The sequence below is a fragment of the Nocardia sp. NPDC056611 genome (genome assembly GCF_042792755.1).
Lineage (GTDB): Bacteria > Actinomycetota > Actinomycetes > Mycobacteriales > Mycobacteriaceae > Nocardia.
Window position 1 is genome coordinate 289,336 of record NZ_JBHTVV010000007.1, and the last position, 24,972, is coordinate 314,307.

Below are 24,972 nucleotides of genomic sequence, written 5' to 3' on the forward strand. Positions count from 1 at the left end.
TACGGGGAATCAGTGCCCGTCTTCGGGAATGGCGCGAACCAGCGCTCCCAGATCGGCTTCCAGCATTCGTGACAACCGGTAGATCACCGCGAACGCCAGCACCCCGCCCACACTGAGGATGCGCAGCGGCACGATCACCAACCCCAGATCGTCGGTCGCCACGAAGGTCACCGACGCCACACCCAGCAGCGGCACCGACGCCGCCGCGGCCAGATAGAAATTGCTGCGCCGCACCAGCGCCGCCAGCTGCCGCCGATCCTCGTGCCCCACCGAACCGCGCGCCAATAGCTGCGGATACAGCGACCGCACCGAATACACCATGATCGGGAAGAACGGATAGGCCAGCGCGATGGTCGCGCACACCACCTGCGCGGTGAAGAAGTGCGCGAAAGCCATGTGCGGCAGGCGCGCTCCCGCTCCGGCCAGCGCCAGCGGCCACGCGATTCCGGCTATCAGCCACAACGCGAACGGCACCCACACCACCCGCTCCCCGAGCAGCAGGGTGTCGGCGCGGGCACGGGCCAGCTGATCCGGGGTGTACTCGTGCCCGCGGCCCAGCCGATACGAGACCGTCAACGGCCGCCGCGCCAGCCACAACAGCAGCAGCGCGGCCACCGGGAAGGCTGCCAGATTGTTGATCAGCGCCACCTGTTCGAACCGGCTCTGGTCCGGCCCCGACAGCTCGTCCACGATGAGGCTCTTGTTGATCCGGATGTTGAACCAACTGGCCAGTGCGTTCGGCAGACCCACGCACAGCATCGCGATCGGCACCGGCCAGCTCCGCAACCGCGCCCACAGACTGTGCGCGGGCGGGTCGATCAGATCCCGGGCATCGGGATCCAGGCACAGATCCAGCTGCCCGGCCAGCTGACCACCGCTCTGCCAGCGCCGGGACGCGTCGGGGCGCAGACATTCCAGCAACACGCGCCGCAGGGTGGCGGGAGTATCCGGCGGCAGGTTGTCCAACGCCGCCGCGGGCACCCCGGCCATGCGGCGGGCCAGCATCGCCCGCACGGCCTCGACCCCGGTCCCGACCTCCGCTTCGGCGGTGGCTACCGGCTCGGCCGCGGGTTCCAGCTCGACTCCGGCCCGCTGATCAGCACCGGTCCCCCGTTCGGTTCCGGGCCCGCGCTCGACCACGGTCCCGGGGTCGGGGGTGGTCCGACGCTCGGCCCCGGCCCCCGGTTCGGCGGTGGTGTCGTGTCCAGCGTCGGCCCCGGCCTCGGGATCGTCGAACGGCAGTGTGCCGGTGAGCATTTCCCACAGCACCACACCGAGCGAGTAGATGTCGCTGGCCGGACCGGGTGACGGCGCGGCCGAATCCAGCAGCGCCCGCAGCGCTTCCGGCGACCGATACCGCAGTGCCCCAGCACCATTCGCGGTCGCGCCCCGCGTCCCGATGAAGCCCGCGCTCCAATACATCGGCCCCAGTGCGAAATCCGCGAGTTTCGGCACCCCTTCGGCTGTGAACAGCACATTGGCGGGCCGGATGTCGTGGTGCAGCACCCCTTGCCGTTCCCCGTATTCGAGTGCCTCGGCGAGCCGTCTCCCCACCCAGGCCACGGTTTCGGGCCAGCTCAGGGCGGCGATGTCGGTCCGCACCGGTGATCCGGACGGGCGGCTCTCGCCCTTGGCCTCCATGGCGGAATCGATGGCGCGCAGCAGCAATCCACCGTCGGGCAGCCCGTTCGTGGCGGGGGCGGCGCGGTGGATCACGCGGCCGCCGGTTTTGCCGCCATTGCCCGCCGTCTTGGCTTCGCGGCGCAGTTGGGTGAGCACACCCTCGGCGGTGCCGCCGGGCACGTACTGCATGTACAGCAGTCGCAGTGGTTTCCCGGTGCTGCCGTCCGCGATCAGCCGTTGGTCGAAGACACGCACGATGTACTGGTGGTCGAGCTGGGCGACGGTGTCGGTGTCGCTGTCCGCGCCCGCCTCCACCCGGACCGCGACCAGCCGCTGCATGGAGCGCTGCCGGGCCAGGAACATGCGGCTGTAGTCGGCGCCGCCCAGGTCGGTGAGCAGGTCGAAATCGTCGAGGCGGCGGCCGGTTTCGATGCCCTCGGGCAGCACCGGTGGCGGGGGCGGCGGGGTCTCGCCGGTGAAGCGGCGGCGGATCTCGGTGGCGACCTCGGGGTATTCGGCGGTGAAGCTGTCCACGTCGAGGGGCCGGAAGCGGCTGCGGGCCAGGTACTCCTCGCACACCAGGTCCGCGAAGTCCGGGCTGGTTCCCATCTCCGGGAATTCCGTGCGGTACTCCGCGATCCGCTTCTCCAGTCCGGCGCGCCGCCAGCGCTGCCGCATATCGACGCGGACCAGGTCGGTGAGGACCTCGAGCCGGACCGCGCGCCCGTCGGGCAGGTACCCGGCCAGGGGTGGCGGTTCCTGGCGGTCGCCGCGCAGGGTCGATTCCCAGTCGGCGGCGAAGCGGGCGAGAGCTCGGGCCGAGAGTTCACTCACGGCTCGGCACCCGGGTCACCGGCGTCGCCGGATTCCGTGGCCTTGCCGGTCTCGCGCACCGAACGGGCCGGGGCGACCACCCGTTCCAGCGCCGCCAGGTCCGCTTCGAGGGCCCGGAAGATGACATAGATCAGCACGAACGCGGCGATCCCGCCGACGCTGAGCACGCGCACCGCCACGATCACCTTGGGAATGTCCTCCGGCGGCAGGAACGTCACGCCCGCGACCGCCAGCAGCGGCACCGACGCCGCCACCGCCAGATAGGTGGTACAGCGTCGTCCCAGCCGGTGCAGCCACACCGCGTCCTCGCCGCTGATGTCCCCGTGCCGCAGGTACATCGGATAGATGCACCGCACCAGGTAGAAGGCGACCAGGAAGAACGGGTACGCCACCGCGATCGCACCGCACACCACCAGCGACACCAGGAAGTGCACGATCCCGCGAGCCGGCAGGTCGGTGGCGGTCATCCGCAGCACCATCGGGAAGGTGAAGCCCGCGACCACCCACAGCGAGAACACCACCAGGGAGATGCGTTCCCCGGCCAGCAGGACGTCGGCCCGGGCTCTGCGTAGCGTCTCGGCGTCGTATTCGCGGCCTTTGCGCAGGCCGCGCGGCACCACGATCACCGAGCGGCACAGGTAGGCGATGATGGCGGTGCCGAGGGGGAAGAACACCAGGTTCACCAACGAGGTGGTGAGCACGAAGGTACGCATGGCGGACTCGGACAGGTGGCTGATGATGAAGGCCCGATTGTGCGCGATGTTGTACAGCGAGGCGAGGGTGTTCGGGATCGCCACGGCCAGGATGACCAGCGGCATCAGCCACGGCCGCATCCGTTTCCGCCAACTGTGCGGCGGCGGGTCGACCAGGTCGCGGGCGCGTTCGTCCAGGCACAGGTCGAGCTGGGAGGCGAGGATGGCGCCACTGCTCCAGCGCTGCTCGCGGGACGGTTCGAGGCAGGTGAGCAGGACCCGGCGCAGCGCGGCCGGGCAGTCGGGCGGCACCCGGTCGAGGGCCACGGTGTCGACGCCGTTGCGGCGGCGGGCGAGCATGGCCTCGAGGGTGGTACGGTCGCCGTGGTCGCCGGGTCCGGCGGTGGTGTCGTCGAAGGGTTTTGCCCCGGTGAGCAGCTCCCACAGCACCACGCCCAGGGAGAAGATGTCGGCCCGGGTGTCCAGGTCGGCGGCGCTGGTGGCGGCCGCCGGATGGCAGGCTTCCAGCTGTTCCGGGGACATGTAGGACAGCGAACCACCGAAGTAGGAGACCGGGCTGGAACTGTCCAGATTGCGGCTGAAACTGATATTGAAGTCGGCCAGTTTCGGCACCGCCTCGGCGGTGAGCAGCACGTTCGCGGGCTTCACGTCGCGGTGCAGCACCCCGTGCGAATCCGCGTAGTCCAGCGCCTCGGCCAGCCTGCGGCCCAGCCAGGCGACGGTTTCCGGCCAGCTCAGCCCGGCCAGTTCGGCGCGCACGCTGGAGTCGGTGGGCCGGATCTCGCCCTTCTCCTCCATGGCGGCGTCCACCGCGTCCAGCAGCAGCTGCCCGCTGCGTTCGGCGGGCGGGGTGGCGCGCACCCAGCGCAGCACCCCGAGCAGGGTGCCGCCGGGCAGGAACTGCATGTACAGCAGCCGCAGCCGCCGCCCGGATTCGGTGCGCACGTCCGAGAGCAGCCGCTGGTCGAAGACGCGCACGATGTAGTCGTGGTCGAGCTGGGCCAGGGTCTGCGGTTCGGTGCCGTGGTCGGCGGAGATCTTCACCGCGACCAAGCGTTGCAAGGAGCGTTGCCGGGCCAGGAAGACGCGGGCGAACGCCCCGGAACCGAGACTGGTCAGCAGGTCGAAATCATCGATGCGCTGGCCGATCTCGATGCGATCGAGCAGCGCGCCGGTGTCGGGCGGGGTGGCGACTCCGCCGGTGACGCGGGTGGGGTCGGCCGGGTCGCCGACCAACTGCGAGGGGTCCTCGTACTGGGTCAGCTCGCTCGCGTCGGGCACCCGGGTGGTGTCGCCGTCGATCGGCGGACCGGAGCGGGTGGTGGCCTCGACCGGGAGCCGGGTGGATTCGTCGAGCCAGGCGCCGCGGGTGGACGCGTCCAGCTCGAAATCGCCTCGGGTGGATTCATCGGGCCCGGCGCGGCGGGTGCTCTGGTCCTCGTCGTCGGCATTGAGCAGCTGCCGCAGTTCGCTCGCCTGATCCGGGTATTCGCGCAGGCAGTCGCGCGGATCCACGCGCTCGCCGCTGTGGCGGCGGATGACGAACTCCTCGTACACCAGCCCGGCGGGCAGGTCGGCCGCCGCGAGCTCGGGGAATTCGTCGCTGTAGTCGCGCAGTCGTTTGGGCGGGGTGGCCGGTTCCCCGGTCGTGCGGCGCAGCCACCGGTGACGCATGTCGACGCGGATCAGCTCCAACAGCGCGCTCCGGCGCAGCGTGCTGGCGTCGGGCAGATAGTCGGCGATGCGGGGTGGCGACGCAGCGGAGTCCCAGGCCGCCGCGAAAGCGACGACCGCACTCGATTCGGTTCCGGCCGAGTACGCGCCGGAACGGTAGTCGGAACCAGAAGCCATGTCCGCACCCCTCTGGCTCGGCACGGATGTTGTCGATCCGCACGGTCGATCCGGGGATGTCGTGGATTCCGATCTTCGGACAAAGAACCCGCCACACCCAGCACCATCATCCCCGACCAATAGCCGGAATGATAACTTGCGGGCCACGAGCGGATCACCCGATTTCGACACGATGCGACGGGGGAAGACGAGCATGTACGACGAGGGCACGGCATTAGCGGCGGACATCGCCACGGCCGGAGCCGCCGAGGAGGAAGCGGTGGCGCGAAACGCGCGAGACGGGGGAGCCGACATGCCCGATTCCGACACCCCGTCCGACCGTCCCCCGGTGGATCCGACCACGGCGATCGGCGTCGCCACCGCGGTCCAGAACGGCACCCTGTCCCCCGAGGACGCCGTCGAGGCCGCGCTGACCCGGATTCGCGCTCGCGACCGGAAGCTGAGCGCCTTCACCCTGGTCCGGGAGGAGGCCGCCCGCGCCGAGGCCCGCGCCGTCGCCGAGCGGGCCGACCTGGACATGCTGCCGCTGGCGGGGGTGCCCATCGCGGTCAAGAACAACATCGACGTCGCGGGTGAGGTGACCCGGGGCGGGTCGCTGTCCGGGTCCGATCTGGCCGCCACCGCCGATCACGCCGTGGTGCGGCGGTTGCGGGCGGCGGGCGCGGTGGTCGTCGGGCTCACCCACGTTCCCGAGTTCGGGCTGTGGGGCGTCACCGACGAGCCGGGCAGCATCACCCGCAGTCCCTGGAACACCCGCTACTCCGCGGGCGGTTCGTCGGGTGGCTCCGGCGCGGCGGTCGGCTCCGGCATGGTGCCGATCGCGCACGGCAACGACGGACTCGGCTCGGTGCGCATCCCGGCGGCCTGCTCCGGCGTGGTCGGCCTGAAGCCGGGACGCGGCCTGGTGCCCGCGGACGTGGGCATCGACTCCTGGGGCGGAATGACCGAAAACGGTGTTCTCGCAACGACTGTCGCCGATGCCGCGCTCATGCTGTCGGTGCTGGCCGACCGTCCCGACCTGGCCGACCTGGACACCCCGCAGACCCTGCGCATCGGCCTGGCGACCGCGACCCCGATGCCGCTCGCCCACGTCGACCTGGCCTGGACCGCGGCCGCCGACAAGGCCGCGGCGGCCGCCTCGCTGGCCGGGCACATCATCGGCGTGGCCGAACTCCCTTACCAGGGCGTGACTTTCGCGCTGCTGCTGCGCTGGCTGGCCAATGCCGCCCGCGAGGCCGCGACCGTGCCGCACCCCGACCGGCTGCAGCGCCGTACCCGCACCCACGTGGCGCTGGGCCGGACGGTGCTGAAGTCGGGTCTGCTGCGGGCCTCGCAGGTCGACCGGGTGGAATCGCGGCTGCTGGACTACTTCGAGCGCTACGACGTGGTCATCACGCCGACGCTGGCCACCCCCGCGCCGCGCGCCCGCCGCTGGCATTCGCGGCCGTGGCTGGCGAATGTGCTTGCCAACGTGAAGTTCTCGCCGTTCACGCCGCTGTGGAATCTGGTCGGCTGGCCGGCCATCTCCATTCCGATGGGCCTGCACCCGCGCTCCGGCACCCCGGTGGCGGCGCAGATCGCGGGCCCGCCCGGCAGCGAGGCCACCATCCTGCGGCTGGCCGCCCAGATCGAGGCCGCCCACCCCTGGCAGCGGACCGTCTCCTGACGAGATCGGACGCCGTCTCCTGACGAGATCGGACACCCGTCTCCTGACACGGGGCACCGCCTCCTGACCGTCCCCGGACGCACGACAGCGCCGCGTCACCGAAGTGACGCGGCGCTGTCGTCGTGTCGATCCCGCACCCCGTTGTGCCGGTCCCACACTGTCCGGACCGACCGCGGCAACCTCCGACCCACTGCCGCCGCCCGTCCCGGACGGTCCTTTCCTCGGGCCTAGACGGCCGCGAGCGGTTCCTGTTCGGCGAAGCCGCCGTCGAGCACGCGGGCCGCGAACTCGAGAATGGTCGGGCGGTCGTCGTCGGCGCGCCAGGCGACCGCGAGTTCACACGGGGCCAGGCCGGTCACCGGGCGGGCGGTGAGGCCCGGCCAGCGGTACATGGGGACGTTGTTCTCGGCCAGCAGGCAGACGCCCAGGCCGAGGCTCACCGCCTCGAGGCGTTCCTCGGCGGTGGCGGCTTCCGCGCCGATCTTGGCCTGGCGGCCGCCGCGGGAGTCGGCGCCGAGCCAGAAGTCGCGGGCCGCACCGGCTTCGGCGGGCATGGCGACGAAGGGCTCGTCGATCAGGTCGGCGAAGTCGATGCTCTCCTGGCCGGCGAGGGCGTGGTTCTCGGGTAGCAGCACCCAGCGCGGCTCGGTACGCAGCACCTGCCAGCGGTAGCGGCTGGTGTCGGGCACGGGCAGCCACATGAGCGCCAGGTCCGCCTGGCGGCCCGCGAGGCCGCTGGACGGGTCGGTCCAGGACGCGGAGTGCAGGGCGAGCCGGTGGCCGCTGGCGCTCTCCAGGTCGGTGATCAGGCCGCGGCCGATGGAGGACTGGATGCCGACGCGCAGCACCTCACCGGCCTCCTGCAGGGCGACATTGGTGACTTCCCAGAGTTCGAGGATCTTCCGGGCGCCTTCGAGCAGTTCCTTGCCGGCGACGGTCAGGGCCACGCTGCGCTGGTTGCGGTCGAACAGCACGACGTCCAGCTGGCGTTCCAGCTGCCGGATCTGTCGTGACAGGGTGGGTTGAGCGATGTGCAGCCGTTGCGCCGCGTTGGTGAAATGCAGTTCCTCAGCGACGGCGACGAAATACCGCAGGTCGCGCAAATGCGGGTCCATAGCCCCTTGCTATCAGAATCGGTCTTGATTTTCCAGCCGTATCCGACCCAAAAGTTTGCAACAGGATCAGAAAACAGCCGTCAGGTTTGTTACGGACAGCATATGACGCCAGTTCAACATTCCGTTAACCGGACTCGCGAATTCGTGGCCATTTACCAGCACTCCCCCACGCGCCCCGGAACGGTCACTTGACCAGCAACGATTCACGATCTTGTTCGATCCGCGATCCGAAAGCGATCCGAGCGCTGACCTTCAGCAACAACGCTCCGCCCCGGCCCGCACCCCAAACCAGCCGATCGAGTGAGTTTGGTCACAATACGACAAAAAGCCGCCTCCCACAGTGGAAGGCGGCCTGTTTCTCGAGCCGGTGAGGCGGCGGTTACTCCCCGCCGTAGACCTTCGGATCCAGGGTGCCGATGTACGGCAGATCGCGGTACCGCTCGGCGTAGTCGAGGCCGTAGCCGACCACGAACTCGTTCGGGATGTCGAAGCCGACCGCCATCACGTCCACCTGGGTGCGCAGCGCGTCGGGCTTGCGCAGCAGCGTCACCACCTCGAGCGAGGCCGGATTGCGGCTGGACAGGTTGCGCAGCAGCCACGAGAGCGTCAGGCCGGAGTCGATGATGTCCTCGACGATCAGCACATTCCGCCCGGCGATGTCCTTGTCCAGGTCCTTCATGATGCGCACCACGCCCGAGGACGAGGTGGAGGAACCGTACGACGAGACGGCCATGAACTCCATCTGCGTCGGCACGGTGAGCTTCTTGGCCAGGTCGGTCATGAAGAAGATCGCGCCCTTGAGCACGCCCACCAGCAGCAGGTCACCCTCGGGGGCATCGGCGGGATAACGCTTGGCGACCAGTTCGGCCAGTTCCTCGACCTTGGCGGCGATCTCGTCCTCGCTGATCAGCACCGACGCGATGTCGTCCCCGTACACGTCCGCTGGTTTCCCTTCAGTCGACCCGACTGTGACTCTTTCAAAAAACGGGTTCACTCCGACCCGAGTATGAGCCTGCCATGTTCCCGCGCGGCAACCAACCTCGTCCCGCTGGGTGAACCGCCCACCGCGACCCCGCCCTGCCCACGCCACCGCGTGACCAGCGCCTCGACCGCGCGTAAATTGCTGTCCGTCAATGATTTTGCGCCACGCTCGAGCAGCCACGCGCGAATGACGCGGCGCCGGATCGCGGGTTCGGCAGTGGCGAGCGTCTCGATTGCCAGCCCGCCGTCCGCCCGCGCGGCCGCCAGCAACTGTCCGGCGAGCGCGTCCAGCACCGCCGAGTCCTCCCGCAGCTGCGCCGCCGTCCGCGCCAGCGCCTCGGCCGCCCCGCCCCCGAGCACCTCCTCGAGCAAAGGCAGCACCTCGGCACGCAGCCGCACCCGGGTGAACTCCGGCGCGCTGTTGTGTGGATCCTCCCAGGCGTCGAGCCCCAGATCCGCGCACAGCTCCCGGGTCGTGCTCCGCCGCACCCCCAGCAGCGGCCGCCCCCACGGCTCGTCGTACTCCCCCATCCCCCTGATCGATCGCGCCCCCGACCCGCGCCCGAGGCCCAGCAACACGGTCTCGGCCTGGTCGTCGAGCGTGTGCCCGAGCAGTACCGGCTTGCCTTCGCGGGCCGCCCGCAACGCGTCGTATCGGGCTCGCCGCGCGGCCGCCTCGGGCCCGCCCGGGAACCTCTTGCCCACGAGACCGCTGCCCGCCGGCTCCTCCCCGGCCGCCCGCTCTGCCGCCGGAACGAGCCCGTCCTCGGGCGTCGACCCGTTCTCGGCTGTCGGTCCGACGGCCGCGGTCGGATCCGCCGGCCACACCGACCGGATCGCCCCGTTCGGCGCGCTGCGCTCGACCTGAACGCGCAACACCCGGGCAGACCTGCAGCCGAGGCCCAGCGCGGTGGCCGCGGCGCGATCCGCCACCTCGGCCGAACCGTCCTGCAGGCCGTGGTCGACGATCAGCGCGTCGACCACGTCGGCTTCGGCGCAGGCGGCGGCGGTCAGGGCCAGGGAGTCCGCGCCGCCGGAGAGGGCCACGCGGACCACGCCCTCGGGCGCGTAGCGGCCCAGCCACTCCCGGACGGCGCGGCGCAGCTCCAGCGCGGCGCGCGTCTCGGGTAGTCGAGGCCGTTCGTTCACGCCCCGATCGTCGCACGCGGCCGGGGCGCGGTGCCGTGCGGCGAGGATTCCTGCCGGGTACGTCCCGAATTCCGGCGTGGCGCAAGCGCTCCGGACGGGACGAGGGCCGTGGATCAGCCGAGGACCCGGGTGACCCACCGTTGCGGTTCGCCGATCTCGTCGGTGCGGGGCAGGGTTTCCGGCTCGGTCCAGATGGTGTTGAAGCGGGCCATGCCGACGGTGTCGACCACCTCGTCGACGAAGGCCTTGCCGCGCACGTACTGGGCGACCTTGGCGTCCATGCCGAGCAGGGCGCGCAGCAAGCGCTGGATCGGGTTGGCGGGCCGCTTGCGACGCTGATCGAAGGCGGCGCGAATTCGGGTGACGGAGGGGACAACGGCCGGGCCGACGGCGTCCATGACGTGGTCGGCATGGCCTTCGAGCAGGGTGCCGAGCATGAGTAGTCGGTCCAGGGCCAGCCGCTGGGGTTCGGCCTGGGTGGCGCGCAGCAGCCCGATGACACCGCCGGCGGGGTCCTCGACGCCGCGGCGGCGTTCCTTCACGGCGTCGGCGAGCCGGGCCAGGATGTCGGCGACCGGTTCGTCGCCCGCCTCGCCCAGGGTCTCGACATTGCGGCGCATGTAGTCGGCGATCCAAGGGGCGGAAGAGAATTGGACCCGGTGGGTGACCTCGTGCAGGCACACCCAGAGCCGGAAGTCGCTGGGCGGCACGCCCAGTGCGCGTTCCACCGCCATGATGTTGGGCGCCACCAGCAGCAGCGTGCCGTCCGGCCCGGTGAACGGGTCGTACTGGCCGAGGATGGCGGTGGACAGGAAGGCCAGCATGGCCCCGGCCTGCAGTCCGGCCGGTTTGCCGACCAGCTTGCCCTTCTCGCCGGGTTCGATGCCGCTGCCGGTGAGCTGGGCCATGGAGTCGGCGGCGGCCCGGATCCAGCCCGGCCGGTCCACGATCAGCGCGTCGGGCACCACCGAGCCGTCGTCGAGCCCGCTGACCTCACGCACCGGCGCCTCGGCGCGGACCGAGGCGGCGGCGAGTTCGGCGACCGCGTGCTCGGCCGAGTACCGGGACGTGCGCGGCCCGGCCGGGACCAGGGCGGCGCCGGTGCGGGCGGCCACGTTCCAGTCGACCGACCCGGTCAGCGTGGTCCGGGTGCGGGCGGGGGCGGCGGGGTTGTCGGATCCGGTCATGTTCATCCACCCGTCAGGAGCAGCCACAGTTGCGCAGTGCGTTGGCGACGGCGTCCAGCGCGGGTCGGCTCACTTCCGGCGGCCGATCGTTCGACATGAGCGCGAACGTCAGGACGCGTCCGTCGCGGTCCAGCACATAACCGACCAACGCACTCGATACGGACAGAGTTCCTGTTTTGGCCCGGATCCAACCCGCGCCCTCGCGATCGCGGTCCACATACCGGCTCGCCAGCGAACCGGTGCCGCCCGCGACCGGCAGATAGTCCAGCAGCGGGGCGAGCGGGGAGCCGGGGGTGGTGACCGCGGCCGGATCGACGGTCGAATTGCCTTGCGGAGCAGCGCCGTTGGGCAGCGCGGCCACCGTCAGCACCCGGTTGAGCAGGCGCGGCGGGATCCGGTCATCGGTCGAGAGTCCGCTGTTGTCGGCCATTTTCAGGCCGGCGAGGTCGAACCCGGCGGCCTGCAGCACGGTGTTCAACGCGGTGACCGCGCCGGTGAAGGAGGCCTCCTGCCCGCCGGCCACCGCGACCTCGCGGCCGATGGCCTCGGCCAGCACGTTGTCCGAGTGCACCATGGCCTGCAGCAGGCGGTCCCGCAGCGGCGCGGACTGCACCGCGGCCAGCTGGGTGGCGGTCGCGGGCGCACTGCCCGCCTTCACCTTCGAACCGTCCACGCCCAGTTCGGCAGCCATTCTGCGACCCGCGTCGAGAGCCGGCGTGGCGGTGCGGGGCGAGTATTCGACCAGCGGGTCCAGGCGGCCGCCGTCGATCATCACCGCGTCCATGGGCGCGATGGAGCCGCCCCCGATATCGGCGGCGTCCCAGCCGGGCGCGAAGTTCGGTCCCGGATAGGCGGAGGTGTCGACGGTGATCGAGTCCACCCGCTGTCCGGTGGCCTTGATCTGCGCGACCAGGTCCTGCAGGCGCGGCGCGCCCGGGTAGTAGCCCTTGCCGTCGGGCTGCGCGGTGATGGTGGGGTCGCCGCCGCCGACCAGCACGATCTCGCCGGGAGCGGCGCCGGTCACCACCTTGGTGGTGACCCGGTGGTCGGCGGGCAGCGCCAGCAGGGCGGCCGCGACGGTCAGGATCTTGGCGGTGGAGGACGGGATCATGGCCTTGTCCGGGTCCAGCGTCCACAGCACCGTGCCGGTGTCCCCGTCGGACACCGAGGCGGCGAACGCGCCCAGGTCCGGGTTGCCGACGACGGGCGCGAGCGCGGCCGCCAGACCGGCGGTGCTCGCGGCGGGCGCGGTCTCGGGGGCGGGCGCGACCTGCGGGATCGGTTTCACCGGCGCGGGCGGGTCGGCGATCGTCAACCCCCCGTGCTGGAACTCCTCGGTCCAGGGCTTCAGGATCAGCACCACGGCCGTGGCGGCCACCAGCATGACGACCAGCACCGATGACACCACGATCCAGGTTCTGCGGCGCCGCTTGGCCTCCAGACCACCGATGTTCTGCTTGTTCCGACCAAACACCTGCCGCTGTCTCCCTGATACCTGTGGTGGGGCTGATGGCTCTACCGCGGTCCACACTATCCTCGTTGCGCAGTCGTTCCCCCGAACGTGCTGGCGAGTCGGCAGCCTTACCGCCCACCGAAGAAGGAGATGACGTGGAGTTCGACGTCACCATCGAGATCCCCCGGGGTCAGCGCAACAAGTACGAGGTTGATCACGAGACCGGACGCGTGCGGCTGGACCGCTACCTGTACACCCCGATGATGTACCCGGCCGACTACGGCTACATCGAGAACACCCTGGGCGGCGACGGCGACCCGCTGGACTGCATGGTCCTGCTGCCCGAGCCCGTGTTCCCGGGTGTGCTGGTCGAGGCCCGCCCGGTCGGCGTGCTCATCATGAGCGACGAGGCCGGCACCGACGAGAAGCTGGTCGCGGTCCCCAACAAGGACAAGCGCTGGGACCACATCCAGGACGTCGAGGACATCCCGGAATTCCAGCGCAAGGAGATCGCGCACTTCTTCGAGCGCTACAAGGACCTGGAGCCCGGCAAGTGGGTCAAGGTCGAGGGCTGGGAGGGCCGCGAGAAGGCCGAGAAGCTCGTCGACGAGGCCTACGCCCGTCTGAAGGAGCAGGGCCACTAGGTCACGCCGAGTGAGGGGCGGCACGGATTCCGTGCCGCCCCTTCGCTTTCACTCGGGAACGGAATCCAGTCCCGCGGTGGTGCGGAGGGGGACTTCCTTCCAGAACATCACCAGGACGAGCGCCACGAACGCGACCGCGGAGGTCGTGAGAAACACCGTGGACAGCGATTCCGCGAATCCGGCCTTGAACGGATGCGCCAGAACGGGATTCAGCTTCTGAATGATCGAGCTGTCCTTCAACACGCTCTGTGCCGCCGAGGTGTCGTGGTTCAGGAATCCCTGCGCCAGTGCCATATCCGCCGGATTTCCGTCGTGCGCGGCGCTCACCACGGCCTTCTGGAAATTCGGGTCGGTGCTGGACGCCTCCAGCTGAGCGCGAATATCGGCCCCCAGCCGGTCGAACAGGATGGACAGGAATACCGCCGCGCCGAGGGTGCCGCCGATCTGCCGGAAGAAGGTGGCCGACGCGGTGGAGACGCCCATATCCTTGGGCGGCAACGCATTCTGCAATGCCACGATGAGCGGCTGCATGAGATTGCCGAGCCCGAATCCCACGCACAACATGAACAGGACCACGATCCAGAACGCGGTATCGGCCTTCAGATAGTGCAGCAGGAAAAGTCCGAGGGTGATCATGGCCGCGCCGAGCAGCGTATAGATCCGGTAATGCCCGGTGCGCGAGATCAATTGGCCCGACAGCACCGACCCGATCATCATGCCCAGCACCATAGGGATCATCTGCAAGCCGCCCAGCATCGGGCTCGCACCGCGGTCGGCCTGGAGATACTGGGGTAGCAGCAGGATGCCGCCGAACATGCCCGCACCGACCACGAACGAGATGACCACGCCGAGCGCGAAGGTGCGATTGGCGAAGATGCGCAGCGGGATCAGCGCCGCGTCCCCCAGCGCGCGCTCGATCAGCACGAACGCGGCGACACCGAGCGCGCCGATCAGGTAGCAGACCACGGATCTCCCGCTGCTCCACCCCCATTCGCGCCCCTGCTGGGCCACGATCAACAGCGGGCTCATGGCGACGATCAACGCGAGCGCGCCCCAATAATCCACGCGGTCACGGGATTTCTCGCGGGGCGGCAGCCGCAGCACGCGGGTCACCACGACCAGCGTGAACAGTCCGATGGGAACGTTCACCAGGAACACCCACCGCCAGCCCGCGATCCCCAGAATGCTGTGCTGCCCCGCGAACAGCCCGCCCAGCACCGGCCCGATCACGCTGGAGGTGCCGAACACGGCCAGGAAATACCCTTGGTACCTGGACCTTTCGCGCGGGCTCACGATATCGCCGACGATGGTCAGCGCCAGCGACATCAACCCGCCCGCGCCCAGCCCTTGCAATGCCCGGAACACCGCCAGCTCGTACATGGACTGCGCGAACGTGCACAGCAGCGAACCGGTCACGAAGATGGTGATGGAGGCCAGGTAGAAGGGCTTGCGCCCGTACATGTCCGAGAGCTTGCCGTAGAGCGGCGTGGCCAGCGTCGCGGTGATCAGGTACGCGGTGGTCGCCCAGGCCTGCAGCGAATACCCGTTCAGGTCATCGGCGATGGTGCGGATCGCGGTGGACACGATGGTCTGATCCAGCGCCGCGAGCAGAATGCCCAGCAGCAGCCCGGAGAGGATCACCAATATCTGCCGATGCGTGAAGCCGCCCTCGCCGGTCGCTTCGCCCACTTCGGATGTCGCCATGCCAAACCTCCAGCCCCGACCAAAACGATAGGCCGGGAACCGGAGGCATGGGGTCCTTTTTTGGCGGTAACCCGAAGGGGTTACTTGCCTTTGAACTGCGGGTCGCGCTTCTCGAAGACCGCCTGGATGGCCTCGGTCAGGTCCTCCGAGGGCAGGAACGCCGAGTTCCAGGCGGAGACGTAGCGCAGGCCGTCGGCGATCTTGCCGCGCTTGGGCTGGTCCAGGACGTCCTTGATGCCCTGCACGACCAGCGGCGGGTTGGCCGCGATCTCGCGCGCCATGGCGTAGGCGGCGTCCAGCACGGCATCCTGATCGGCGTAGACGTCGTTGACCAGCCCGATCTTCTCGGCGCGGGCGGCGTCGATGTCCTTGCCGGTGTAGGCGAGTTCGCGCACGTGCCCCTCGCCGATGATGCCCGGCAGCCGGTGCAGCGAGCCGATGTCGGCCACGATGGCCACCTTGGCCTCACGCAGGCTGAACTTGGCGTCGGCGCTGGCCAGCCGGACATCGGCGGCGGCGATGAGGTCCAGTCCGCCGCCGATGCACCAGCCGGAGACGGCCGCGATGACCGGCTTCACGCAGTCGGCGACCGCGGTCACCGAGTCCTGCATGCTGCGGACGTGCTTGAGGAAGTCGGTGCGGGGCCCGGCGAGCGCCTTGTCGGCCAGCAGCGGCCCGAACAGCGGGCTCATGGCCGGCAGGTCCAGCCCGTAGGAGAAGTGCTTCCCGGAGCCGGTGAGCACGATGGCCCGGATGTCGGGGTCGGCGTCGAGCTCGGCGAAGATGAGCGGCAGCTCACGCCAGAAGTCGGGGCCCATGGCATTGCCCTTGCCAGGACCGGTGAGCGTCACCGTCGCGATGTGGTCCTTGCTTTCGACGTCGAAAGCCTTCCATTCGGTCATTGGTCCAGCGTATAGGGGTTACCCGCGAGTAGGTTGGCGGGTGTAAACCCTGTGCTAAATCTGCTGCGTCCCAGCGTTTCACCGCGGCCGGAGGCGGACGATTATCGCGTCCGCACAAACTGCTCCTCCTGTGTGTGAGGTCACGATGATGCATCACGGAATCGGCCTCGACCGCTTCAACGCCCTCCCCCGCCGCCGCGCGATTCATGCCCTGTACGAATGCTGCTGCAATGTCACCTGGGCGCAGAAGATCGCCGACGGCCGCCCCTACCCGGGCCACGCCGCCCTGCAGACCGCGGCCGCGGCGGAACTGCGCGCCATGTCCGCCGTCGATCTGGAACGGGTCTTCGATTCCTGTGCGCACCAGCCGGTTTCGGAGCGCACCGTCGACGAGCTCACCCCGATCGTATCCGCCCGCCTGACCACGATGCTGGGCCCCGAGGAGGGCTACCCCGACTACTGATCCCCCCGCACATCCACCGCAATCGCTCTACCCTGGTTGCCATGCGCAGGTCCCTGCCACCGGTCGCGTCGAAGGTTTCCGACACCTTGATCGCGCGCGGCCATCATGGGGTGATCATCACCCAGCCCACACCCACCCCCACCGCGCGCGATGCGGCCGACGCGGTCGGCGTCACCGTCGGGGCCATCACCAAATCCCTGGTGTTCCTGCTCGACGACGACCCCGTGCTGCTGCTCGTCTCCGGCGCGCACCAGGTGCATCTGGCGCGCACCGGGCAACGTCTGGAGGGCACGCTCAGCCGGGCGCCCGCGGCCATGGTCCAGGAGGTGACCGGGCAGCCCATCGGCGGCGTCGCCCCGCTCGGGCACCCCACCAACCTGCCCACCTTCGTCGACAACGCGCTGGCCCAGTACCGGGAGCTGTGGGCGGCGGGCGGGCATCCGAACACCCTGTTCCGCACGACCTTCGGCGAGCTGGTCCGGATCACCGCGGGCCTGGCCATCGACGTGGACTGACCGCCGTCGACAGGGTTTTCCAACAGCGTGGAATACCTGGGCCCGCGACCACGTAGGTTCTTGACGTGACCGATTCTCCGACGCCCGGCGCCGAGCTACACGTGCTCGACGACCTGAGCGGCATCACCGCGCAGCAGTTCCGTGCCGCCATGCGGCACTATCCGGCGGGCGTCACCATCGTCACGCTGAACTCCGCGCAGGGTCCGGTCGGTTTCACCGCGACCTCGTTCGCCTCGCTCTCGGCGCAGCCGCCGCTCATCTCGTTCAATATCGCCGAGACCTCGTCCAGCATCGAGGCCATGCTCGGGGCCGAATCGGTGGTGGTGCACTTCCTGGGCGAGCATCAGAAGCATCTGGCGCAGCGGTTCAGCCGGTCCGCCGAGGAGCGCTTCACCGACAAGTCCTTGTGGGCCACGCTCGGCTCCGGCGAACCCGTCCTGCACGGCACCCCGATCTGGGTGCGCGCGACCGTGCACCAGCTGATCCCGATCGGCGATCACACGCTGGTGATCGGGCTGGTCACGCAGGTGCACGACAACACCGAGAGCTCGCCCGCGGCCGGCCCGCTGGTGTACTACAACGGCGCCTATCACCGCGCCGAGATCGCCGACTGACCTCAGGCCGCCGAGGCCGCGGTGCCGATGCCCAGCGCCGCCAGGATCGCCGCGCTCGCCTGTTCCAGCCGGGCCCGGATCCGCGGCCGCCGCAACAGCGTGACCGCGCGGGCGGCGGCCACCGCGAGCAGGATCATCTCGATCGCCGCGATGCTGGATTCGATGGCGCCGAGGGTGAGCGTGTTCAGGAAAGTGACCTCGTTCAGGAACTGCGGCAGCACCGCGAGGTAGAACAACCCCACCTTCGGGTTGAAAACACAGGACAGCAATCCGGCAGCGAACGCCGAGCGCATCGACGCGGGCGTGCCCGGCGTCACCTGGGGCTCGGCCTCCGCGCTCCGCGCCCGCCGTTGCTCGACCAGCGCCCGAATCCCCAGGTACAGCAGGTAGATTCCGCCGATCACCTTCAGCGTGCGATACGCGGTGGCCGACTGTTCCAGCAGCGCCGCCACTCCGGCCGCCACCACCGTCGCCCAGACGATCCCGCCGAACGCCGAGCCCACCGCCGCCGCGATCCCGGGTCGCGGTCCGGCCATCGAGAATCGCAGCACCAGAAAGGTATCGGGGCCCGGCGTGAGCGCCAGCAGCACGCACAACCCGGCGAAACTCAACAGCAGCGGAAGACTCATGCCCTCCATGGCAACCCAGGACAGCGCCGGGAAGCAAGCCCGATCACCATGAAGTCCGCCACCGCTGACATACCCCCGACGAGCATGTCAGTGGCCCCTAGAGTCACGCCCCGGATAACCCGACGCAACCAGCTGATCTCGTGCGATGCGGGTAATTCACCGGGTACGTCCACAGTTGTTTTCGAGGCCGAACCGCCGGCACGGGCTGCCGACTCCGACGGCTCTCGGCCGCCCGCTACGTACGCGGAGAGGCGGAGTACTCCGCACCCAGCTCACGGAACAGGTCGGTGTTCATCGTGAACGCCAGTCGCGCCTCGTCGAGCACGCGATCGACTTCGGGACCTTCGAGGGGAAGCTGGTCCAGGGCCTCGCGGTACTCGCGCTTGAACGCGGCCGGATTGGTGATCTCGTCGAAGACGTAGAAGCGCACGCCGTCGCCCTTCTTGGGCAGGTCCCACAGCTTCTCGGCGGTGCCGCGGATGACCTGGCCGCCGGAGAGATCGCCCAGGTAGCGGGTGTAGTGGTGGACGACGTAGCCGGCCGGCCACTCCTGCGCGCACTCCTCGATGCGGGCGGCGTAGGCGGCGGTCGAGGGCAGCGGCTGCAGCTCGTCGCGCCAGTTCGCGCCGCCGAGGTGGGCCAGATCGGTCTCGAGCGCGGCCAGGCGCGCCAGTTCCGGCTTCACGAACGGGCCCGCGACGGAGTCGGAAGCCAGTGTGGTGGAGTGCTTTTCGAGGGCCTCGTAGACGAACCAGAGCTGCCCGGTGTAGCGAAGGAAGGCCTCGACGCCGAGCTGACCGGTGAGCATGTCACGCATGAACGTGGAGTGCTCGGCCTCGTTGTGCTGCTGCTCGGTCGCGGTGCGAATGAGCGTCGAGAACGGGGCGGCGGTGTCCGTGTCCAACATGGTCGGGCTCCTCGTGGTCAACTCCGGGGGCACCCCACTTTGGCTACCCTAACTTCCTCATCGACCCTACGCCCCAGCAACGATCGCGCGATTCGAACTTTGCGGCCCACCCACTCCAACTTTCGGATGATTTTTCCGCCCCGCCGGTGCCGTTGGTCACACCCCGCCGCCACCACCGCCGGGGTTGACAAGCCCGCGAAGCGTCTGCCAATCTCTGCAATCAGGTCATGAGTACCAGCGCTAAGCCCCGGCTAGCTGGTCGGCAACCCTCCACCGCGGCGGGGTGCTCCGGGTGACGACCGGGCCGTCGCCCGACCGGGCACGGCAAGCGCGGACTCACGATCGATTCCTGTTTTCCGATCGCGTGGTCCCCTGAATCCGATGGGATTTGTGATGACCGCTTTCGCCGACCAGACCTGTGCTCCCCTCGCCACCGTGTCCGGCTGTGACCTCCGGGTTCCGCTGGTCCAGGGCGGGACCACCGGCTACGCCAACTTCGACTACGCCGCCAGCGCCCCCGCGTTGCGGCAGGTCACCGGCCGGGTCGCCGACCTGCTGCCGTTCTACGCCAGCGTGCACCGCGGCGCCGGATACGCCTCCCGCGTCTCCACCGACTGCTACGAGTCGGCCCGCGGCTCGGTCGCCCGCTTCCTCAACGCCGCCGACGACCAGGTGGTGGTGTTCACCCGCAACACCACCGACTCGCTGAATCTGCTGGCCGCGTGCGTGCCCGGTGACACCGTGGTGCTGGATGTCGAACACCACGCCAACTTCCTGCCCTGGACCCGGCACGGCCGTCGCGTGGTGCCGGTCGCCGACACCATCGAGGAGACCATCCAGCGGCTGGTCGCGGAGTTGTGCTCGAAACCCGCTGCGCTGCTGGCGGTTACCGGCGCCTCCAATGTGACCGGCGAACTACTGCCGCTGGAACGGCTGGCCTGGATCGCGCACCAGTGCGGCACCCGCATCCTGGTCGACGCCGCCCAGCTGGCCCCGCACCGACGGATCGACCTGCGCACCACCGGCATCGACTACCTGGCCTTCTCCGGGCACAAGGCGTACGCGCCGTTCGGCGCGGGCGTCCTGGTCGGCCGCCGGGACTGGCTCGACGCCGCGGAGCCATACCTGGCGGGCGGCGGCGCGGTGCGTTCGGTCGCCGCCGACCGCGTGGAGTGGGCGCCCGCGCCGCAGCGCCACGAGGCCGGTTCCCCGAACGTGCTCGGGGTGGCCGCCCTGGCCGCCGCCTGCGACGCGCTCGCCGAGCTGGACGAGACCACCCTCGTCGAGCACGAGCAGTACCTCACCCACCGGCTGCGCTACGGGCTGAAAACCGTTCCGGGCGTGAACTTCCTGCGGGTGTGGCGCGACAGCACCGATGCCGTCGGCATCGTCGCCTTCACGGTCGACGGATTCGAGCCCGGCCAGGTGGCCGCGTATCTCTCCGCCGAGCACGGGATCGGGGTGCGCGACGGACGGTTCTGCGCGCACCCGCTGCTGTCGCGGCTCGGGGTGGACGCCGCGCTGCGCGCCAGCATCGGACTCGGCACCACCGCCGCCGACGTGGACCGCCTCATCGATGCGATCGCCACCCTGGTCGAGCATGGTCCGAGCTGGGACTACGCCCGCACCGACGGCCACTGGAACCCGGTCCCGGAAACCCGGCCCTTCGGTGGTTCGGCGGACGGCGGAGCGCCCTGCGGATTTTGAATCGCGGGAGCGGGTCAGGGCACCATGTAGCGAGCCGCGAGCTCCTCGACGAACGGGTCGTCCTCGCTGACGGCTTCGAGCCGGTCCAGATCGTTCTGGACCGATACCTGCCGGGTGTCCTGCCGCTCGGGATCGGGCGGTCCGTCCTCGTCGAGCTGGCGGATCAGCTTGTTCCGCACCCGTTCCTTCAGCGATTCGCTCATATCAAGAGCATCCTCCGCCTCAGACGGGCGCGATCCAGGTACCCCATGGCGTGTTCCGGACGACCGTGAACACGACGAGGAAGGCCACCGCGATCCACAGCGCCGACCTGGGCAGAATCCGCGGTAGTCGCGGCGGCGTCGCCCGGCCCCGCCAGGCGCGCACCAGCCAGGTGCCCCACCAGGCGAGGAAGCCGAGCGTCAGCGGTAGCAGCAGCACATTGCTGTGGATGGCGTCGAGGAACCGGCCATCGGTCAGATTGTGCAGGCCGCGCAGGCCGCCGCACCCGGGACACCAGTACCCGGTCAGTTCGTAGAACGGGCAGAACCCGTAGGCCCCCTGCACGTGCGGGTCCCGGAAGTGCAGCAGCGCCAGGCCGCCGGCGACGGCCGCGCCGCTCAGCAGCGGGAGTCCGACGCCGAGCCGTCGCGGGCGCGTAGGCCCTGGTTCGGCTCCCGCCGTCGGTACTGCTGCCGTGGTGTCCACGAGAATCAACGGTAGCCGGGCCACCGCCCACCTGCCAGGTCGCGCCGAACTTCGCACCCGGTCGCGCTGGTTCACACCCGATTGTGTTGTGGCCTCAGCGGATCGGGGCGCGTTCCACGACCGGGGCGGTGAGCACGCCCGCGAGCATGTCCACGATTTCTCCCCAGGCATCCACATCCCCCGCGGCGACCTTGCCCGCCTCGACCGCGCGTTCGTGATCGGCCAGTAGCGCGAACAGTACGGTCGGCAACGCGCGCAACCGCCGCAGCCGCAACCGTTTCGGCAGGTCGGCGAGTTCCCGATCGAGCTGCTGCATGATCACGCGCACCGAGGTGCGCTGGGCGGAGGCCAGATTCGCGGCGTCGGTGACGGCTCGATGGGTGTGGATCTGTTCCAGGAAGCGGGCGTAATGGTGGATCCCGTGCCGGTCCCCCAGCTCGAGCATGGGGATGACCAGTGCTTCGAGCAGGTCGTGGACGCTGGTCACGCCGGTCCCGGCCTGTTCGGCCAGCAATTCGAGGCGCCGGATCTCCAGGGTGGCGAGCCGGTGTTCGACCACCGCCTCGATGAGCCCGTCGCGGGAGCCGAAGTGGTACTGGACCGCGGAATTGTTGCGCTGTTCGGCGACCGCGGCGATATCGCGCAGCGGCACCGCCGGCCCGCGCTCGGCGATCAGCTGTTCCGCCGCCAGGATGATGCGCTCGCGCGCCCCCGTGACTGCCATTCGAGTACCGCCACCCTCCTTGTCCACAGTCTGCACTGTAGCCGTTCACCTGGGGATAAAGAACTTCTCCTTGACGGTTAAGAACTAATGCTTAAAGTGTCGAGTGACTGTCGTCACCCTCGAAGGACTGATTGAGCGATGATCCTGGACACCTTCCGACTGGACGGCCGCGTCGCCGTCGTGACCGGCGCGGGCCGCGGCATCGGCGCCGCCACCGCCCTCGCACTCGCCGAAGCCGGAGCGGACGTGGCCATCTCGGCCCGCACCGCCGCCCAGCTCGACGAGGTCGCCGGCCAGATCCGCGCGCTGGGCCGCCGTTGCGTCACCGTCCCCGCGGACCTGTCGGACCTCTCGGCCGTCACCGCGCTGGCCGAGACCGCCGCCGCCGAGCTGGGCGGCATCGACATCGTGGTCAACAATGTCGGCGGCACCATGCCCAACACCTTCCTCACCAGCACTCCCGAGTTCCTGGAGGAGGCGTTCCGGTTCAACGTGTCGACCGCGCACGCCCTCACCCAGGCCGCGGTCCCGTACATGCTGAAGAGCGGCGGCGGCTCGGTCGTGAACATCTCCTCGCGTATGGGCATCAGCGCGGGCCGCGGCTTCCTGGCCTACGGCACCGCCAAGGCCGCGCTCGCGCACTGGACCAAGCTGGCCGCCGCCGACCTGTCCCCGCGCATCCGGGTGAACGCCATCGCGGTCGGCTCGGTGCTCACCTCGGCGCTGGAAGTCGTTGCGCAGCAGCCGGAGATCAAGCAGCAGATGGAGGACGCCACCCCGCTGCACCGCCTCGGCGAGCCGTGGGAGATCGCCGCCGCCATCGTCTACCTGAGCTCCCGCGCGGGCGGCTACATCACCGGCAAGGTGCTCGAGGTGGACGGCGGCATCGACGCCCCCAACCTGGCTCTCCCCATCCCCGACCTGTAATCCGCCGCGCCCCAGGAGTTTTCCATGACCTACCGCGTAGTCCAGTGGAGCACAGGCAATGTCGGCCGCCGCGCCCTGCGCTCCATCATCAACCGCCCCGAACTCGAACTGGTCGGCGTCTGGGTGTCCAGCGCCGAGAAGGCCGGCAAGGATGCCGGGGAACTGGCCGGTCTCGACCGCGAGACCGGTGTCCTGGCCACCCGGGACGCCGAGGCCCTGCTGGCCCTGAAGCCCGACTGCATCGTCCACACCGCCATGGCCGACGACCGCCTGATGGAGGCCGTCGAGGACCTGAAGACCTTCCTCCGCGCCGGCATCAATGTCGTCTCCAGCAGTCCCGTCTTCCTCCAATTCCCTTACGGCACCCTCCCCGACGAGGCCATCGCCCCCATCGTCGAGGCCGCCGAGGCGGGCGGCGCGTCCCTGTGGGTCAACGGCATCGACCCCGGGTGGGCCAACGACTGGCTGCCGCTGCTCCTGTCCAGCGGCTCCGAACGCATCGACCGGGTCATCTGCTCGGAGATCATGGACTATTCGACCTACGACAATCCGAAGGTCGTCTTCGACATCATGGGCTTCGGCAGCAAGCTCGACGACCTCCCCCTGCTCCTGCAGCCCGGCATCCTCACCCTCGCCTGGGGCAGCGTCATCCGTCAGCTCGCCGCCGCCCTCGACATCGAACTCGACTCGGTGACACAGCATTTCGAGCGCCTCCCCGCGACGGAACCGATCCGCATCGGCGCCCACACCGTCGAGGAAGGCACCGCCGCGGCCCTCCGCTTCCAGATCCACGGCATCCGTGACGGCCGCGAAATCCTCACCCTCGAACACGTCACCCGCCTCCACCCCGAGCTGGCCCCCGACTGGCCCCAACCGGCCGGATCAGGTTGCTACCGAGTGGAAATCAAGGGCGAACCCGACTACCTCCTCGACCTCCAGCTCTACAGCAACGGCGACCATGCCGAAGCCGGAGTGGTCGGCACCGCCGCCCGCCTGGTCAGCACCATCCCCGCAGTAGTCCAGGCCCGCCCCGGCCTTCTGACAGCCATGGACCTCCCCCTGACCACCGGCCGCGGCCTGGTCTCCTGACCCGCCGACGACAAAGGTGAGGACCACGATGGTCCTCACCTTTTCTTGTGCGCCGCCCGGGGGAATCGAACCCCCGACCTTTTCATTACCGCAGGTCACGACTGCTCCCACACGCTTCAGGGCTGTTGATCACCTGAGTAGGATTCTGATCAGGGCGATCGCAGATGGGGGTATCTCCTGGACGGCGCCCCTGGACATACGCCCCCGGATGGTCACGACGTAAGTAGTTGCACGAACGAGATGTGCGAGGTGACGACATCGATTAGTCGCAGCAGTCGGCAACGAGCCCGCCGGAAAGGCAATGATGATGACCAACCAGACTTACCGAAATGTCACACGTCAGCTGTTCACCCCGTTCGTGCTGGCAGGGGTAGTGATGGCAGTTCCCGCGACGGCGGCGGTTCCAGCCGTGGCCGCGTCGAGTGCGGCGTCCGGCGTCGTGCAGGTCGATCGGACTGGAGGGTGGTCCGATAATTTCGCCGAGCCAGTTGTACCACCTCCGCCCGTCCCGCCCCATGGCTGCGACAACGAAAACTGCGGGGAGAGCGATGGGGGCGAGAAGACATGCACCGACCCCAGCGAGACCGGGGACGGCTGCACCAATGGCGAACACGGCGGGACCGGAGGTGGCCCAGGGGTCGCCGAAGCCCGCGGAATCCACCACGCCACAGGCACATCCCTGGTGGTCGGGAGGTAGCGGTGGATGATCCCGAAACGACAACAGGTGGAGAGCGACGATCGCTCTCCACCTGCTTGTTTGGAGCCGCCTGGGGGAATCGAACCCCCGACCTTTTCATTACGAGTGATAAGTTCGAGCATATTCCCAGGTAGGTCAACGATAGGGCGAAACGGATACGTGCAGGTCAGGACTACTTAGTAGGGTCTACT

22 protein-coding genes and 1 riboswitch are annotated in these 24,972 nt (G+C 69.4%); of the genes, 8 read left to right on the forward strand and 14 right to left on the reverse strand.

Features of this window, described 5'->3' with window-relative positions:
* Positions 1–9: 9 nt before the first annotated feature.
* Both ACFRAQ_RS31780 and ACFRAQ_RS31785 read right to left on the reverse strand, forming a co-directional pair.
* Complete coding sequence (locus ACFRAQ_RS31780; RefSeq protein WP_379106199.1) at positions 10–2,457, reverse strand: protein kinase; 2,448 nt, start codon at positions 2,455–2,457, stop codon at positions 10–12.
* Entirely contained in the window at positions 2,454–5,021 is a 2,568-nt protein-coding gene (locus ACFRAQ_RS31785; protein WP_379106201.1) for a serine/threonine-protein kinase, read from the reverse strand. Before ACFRAQ_RS31785 ends, ACFRAQ_RS31780 begins: the two co-directional genes overlap by 4 nt.
* 292 nt (positions 5,022–5,313) lie before the next feature.
* Here ACFRAQ_RS31785 and ACFRAQ_RS31790 point away from each other — a divergent pair, with 292 nt between their 5' ends.
* Complete coding sequence (locus ACFRAQ_RS31790) at positions 5,314–6,687, forward strand: amidase (RefSeq protein WP_379106271.1); 1,374 nt, start codon at positions 5,314–5,316, stop codon at positions 6,685–6,687.
* 227 nt (positions 6,688–6,914) lie between these two features.
* Here ACFRAQ_RS31790 and ACFRAQ_RS31795 read toward each other — a convergent pair whose 3' ends face one another.
* The 5 genes from ACFRAQ_RS31795 to dacB all read right to left on the reverse strand — a co-directional run bounded on the left by ACFRAQ_RS31795 (position 6,915) and on the right by dacB (position 12,593).
* Entirely contained in the window at positions 6,915–7,802 is an 888-nt protein-coding gene (locus tag ACFRAQ_RS31795; RefSeq protein WP_357275660.1) for a LysR substrate-binding domain-containing protein, read from the reverse strand.
* A gap of 379 nt (positions 7,803–8,181) precedes the next feature.
* Complete coding sequence (hpt, locus tag ACFRAQ_RS31800) at positions 8,182–8,739, reverse strand: hypoxanthine phosphoribosyltransferase (protein WP_379106205.1); 558 nt, start codon at positions 8,737–8,739, stop codon at positions 8,182–8,184.
* Between the two features lie 53 nt (positions 8,740–8,792).
* Complete coding sequence (locus tag ACFRAQ_RS31805; RefSeq protein ID WP_379106208.1) at positions 8,793–9,932, reverse strand: ATP-binding protein; 1,140 nt, start codon at positions 9,930–9,932, stop codon at positions 8,793–8,795.
* 113 nt (positions 9,933–10,045) lie between these two features.
* On the reverse strand, positions 10,046–11,119 hold the full coding sequence (locus tag ACFRAQ_RS31810) for a zinc-dependent metalloprotease (RefSeq protein ID WP_379106210.1): 1,074 nt from the start codon (positions 11,117–11,119) through the stop codon (positions 10,046–10,048).
* Positions 11,120–11,132: 13 nt separating this feature from the next.
* On the reverse strand, positions 11,133–12,593 hold the full coding sequence (gene dacB / locus ACFRAQ_RS31815) for a D-alanyl-D-alanine carboxypeptidase/D-alanyl-D-alanine-endopeptidase (protein ID WP_379106212.1): 1,461 nt from the start codon (positions 12,591–12,593) through the stop codon (positions 11,133–11,135).
* Positions 12,594–12,727: 134 nt separating this feature from the next.
* Between dacB and ppa the strand changes: the two genes are divergently transcribed.
* Complete coding sequence (ppa, locus tag ACFRAQ_RS31820; protein ID WP_357275651.1) at positions 12,728–13,216, forward strand: inorganic diphosphatase; 489 nt, start codon at positions 12,728–12,730, stop codon at positions 13,214–13,216.
* Between the two features lie 48 nt (positions 13,217–13,264).
* On the opposite strand, the gene ACFRAQ_RS31825 is transcribed toward ppa, so the two are convergent.
* The gene (locus tag ACFRAQ_RS31825; RefSeq protein WP_379106214.1) at positions 13,265–14,920 is read right to left on the reverse strand and encodes an MDR family MFS transporter; all 1,656 of its coding nucleotides are present in this window, start codon (positions 14,918–14,920) and stop codon (positions 13,265–13,267) included.
* A gap of 80 nt (positions 14,921–15,000) precedes the next feature.
* Complete coding sequence (locus ACFRAQ_RS31830; RefSeq protein WP_379106216.1) at positions 15,001–15,822, reverse strand: crotonase/enoyl-CoA hydratase family protein; 822 nt, start codon at positions 15,820–15,822, stop codon at positions 15,001–15,003.
* Between the two features lie 148 nt (positions 15,823–15,970).
* Between ACFRAQ_RS31830 and ACFRAQ_RS31835 the strand changes: the two genes are divergently transcribed.
* The 3 genes from ACFRAQ_RS31835 to ACFRAQ_RS31845 all read left to right on the forward strand — a co-directional run bounded on the left by ACFRAQ_RS31835 (position 15,971) and on the right by ACFRAQ_RS31845 (position 17,414).
* Entirely contained in the window at positions 15,971–16,285 is a 315-nt protein-coding gene (locus ACFRAQ_RS31835; RefSeq protein WP_379106218.1) for a 2-oxo-4-hydroxy-4-carboxy-5-ureidoimidazoline decarboxylase, read from the forward strand.
* A 41-nt stretch (positions 16,286–16,326) separates the two neighbouring features.
* A complete protein-coding gene (locus tag ACFRAQ_RS31840; protein ID WP_357087551.1) occupies positions 16,327–16,800 on the forward strand; it encodes a YbaK/EbsC family protein in 474 nt (157 codons plus the stop codon).
* Between the two features lie 149 nt (positions 16,801–16,949).
* A complete protein-coding gene (locus ACFRAQ_RS31845; RefSeq protein WP_379106274.1) occupies positions 16,950–17,414 on the forward strand; it encodes a flavin reductase family protein in 465 nt (154 codons plus the stop codon).
* A 2-nt stretch (positions 17,415–17,416) separates the two neighbouring features.
* On the opposite strand, the gene ACFRAQ_RS31850 is transcribed toward ACFRAQ_RS31845, so the two are convergent.
* Positions 17,417–18,043: a LysE family translocator gene (locus ACFRAQ_RS31850; RefSeq protein WP_379106221.1), complete on the reverse strand. Its 627-nt coding sequence runs from the start codon at positions 18,041–18,043 to the stop codon at positions 17,417–17,419.
* 235 nt (positions 18,044–18,278) lie between these two features.
* Positions 18,279–18,950 (reverse strand): heme oxygenase (biliverdin-producing), encoded by a 672-nt coding sequence (locus ACFRAQ_RS31855; RefSeq protein ID WP_379106223.1) that lies wholly within the window; start codon positions 18,948–18,950, stop codon positions 18,279–18,281.
* A gap of 223 nt (positions 18,951–19,173) precedes the next feature.
* Positions 19,174–19,287, forward strand: a riboswitch (SAM riboswitch).
* Positions 19,288–19,343: 56 nt separating this feature from the next.
* Between ACFRAQ_RS31855 and ACFRAQ_RS31860 the strand changes: the two genes are divergently transcribed.
* Entirely contained in the window at positions 19,344–20,657 is a 1,314-nt protein-coding gene (locus ACFRAQ_RS31860) for an aminotransferase class V-fold PLP-dependent enzyme (protein ID WP_379106225.1), read from the forward strand.
* A gap of 14 nt (positions 20,658–20,671) precedes the next feature.
* Here ACFRAQ_RS31860 and ACFRAQ_RS31865 read toward each other — a convergent pair whose 3' ends face one another.
* The 3 genes from ACFRAQ_RS31865 to ACFRAQ_RS31875 all read right to left on the reverse strand — a co-directional run bounded on the left by ACFRAQ_RS31865 (position 20,672) and on the right by ACFRAQ_RS31875 (position 22,068).
* A complete protein-coding gene (locus ACFRAQ_RS31865; protein ID WP_379106227.1) occupies positions 20,672–20,860 on the reverse strand; it encodes a hypothetical protein in 189 nt (62 codons plus the stop codon).
* Between the two features lie 19 nt (positions 20,861–20,879).
* A complete protein-coding gene (locus ACFRAQ_RS31870; RefSeq protein ID WP_379106229.1) occupies positions 20,880–21,344 on the reverse strand; it encodes a DUF2752 domain-containing protein in 465 nt (154 codons plus the stop codon).
* 94 nt (positions 21,345–21,438) lie between these two features.
* Positions 21,439–22,068, reverse strand: coding sequence for a TetR/AcrR family transcriptional regulator (locus ACFRAQ_RS31875; RefSeq protein WP_379106231.1), 630 nt, complete (start codon positions 22,066–22,068; stop codon positions 21,439–21,441).
* 138 nt (positions 22,069–22,206) lie between these two features.
* On the opposite strand from ACFRAQ_RS31875, the gene ACFRAQ_RS31880 reads away from it, so the two are divergent.
* Together ACFRAQ_RS31880 and ACFRAQ_RS31885 are read left to right on the forward strand one after the other, a co-directional pair.
* Positions 22,207–22,995 (forward strand): SDR family oxidoreductase, encoded by a 789-nt coding sequence (locus ACFRAQ_RS31880; RefSeq protein WP_379106233.1) that lies wholly within the window; start codon positions 22,207–22,209, stop codon positions 22,993–22,995.
* Between the two features lie 24 nt (positions 22,996–23,019).
* Positions 23,020–24,084: a diacylglycerol kinase gene (locus ACFRAQ_RS31885; protein ID WP_379106234.1), complete on the forward strand. Its 1,065-nt coding sequence runs from the start codon at positions 23,020–23,022 to the stop codon at positions 24,082–24,084.
* Positions 24,085–24,972 lie beyond the last annotated feature (888 nt).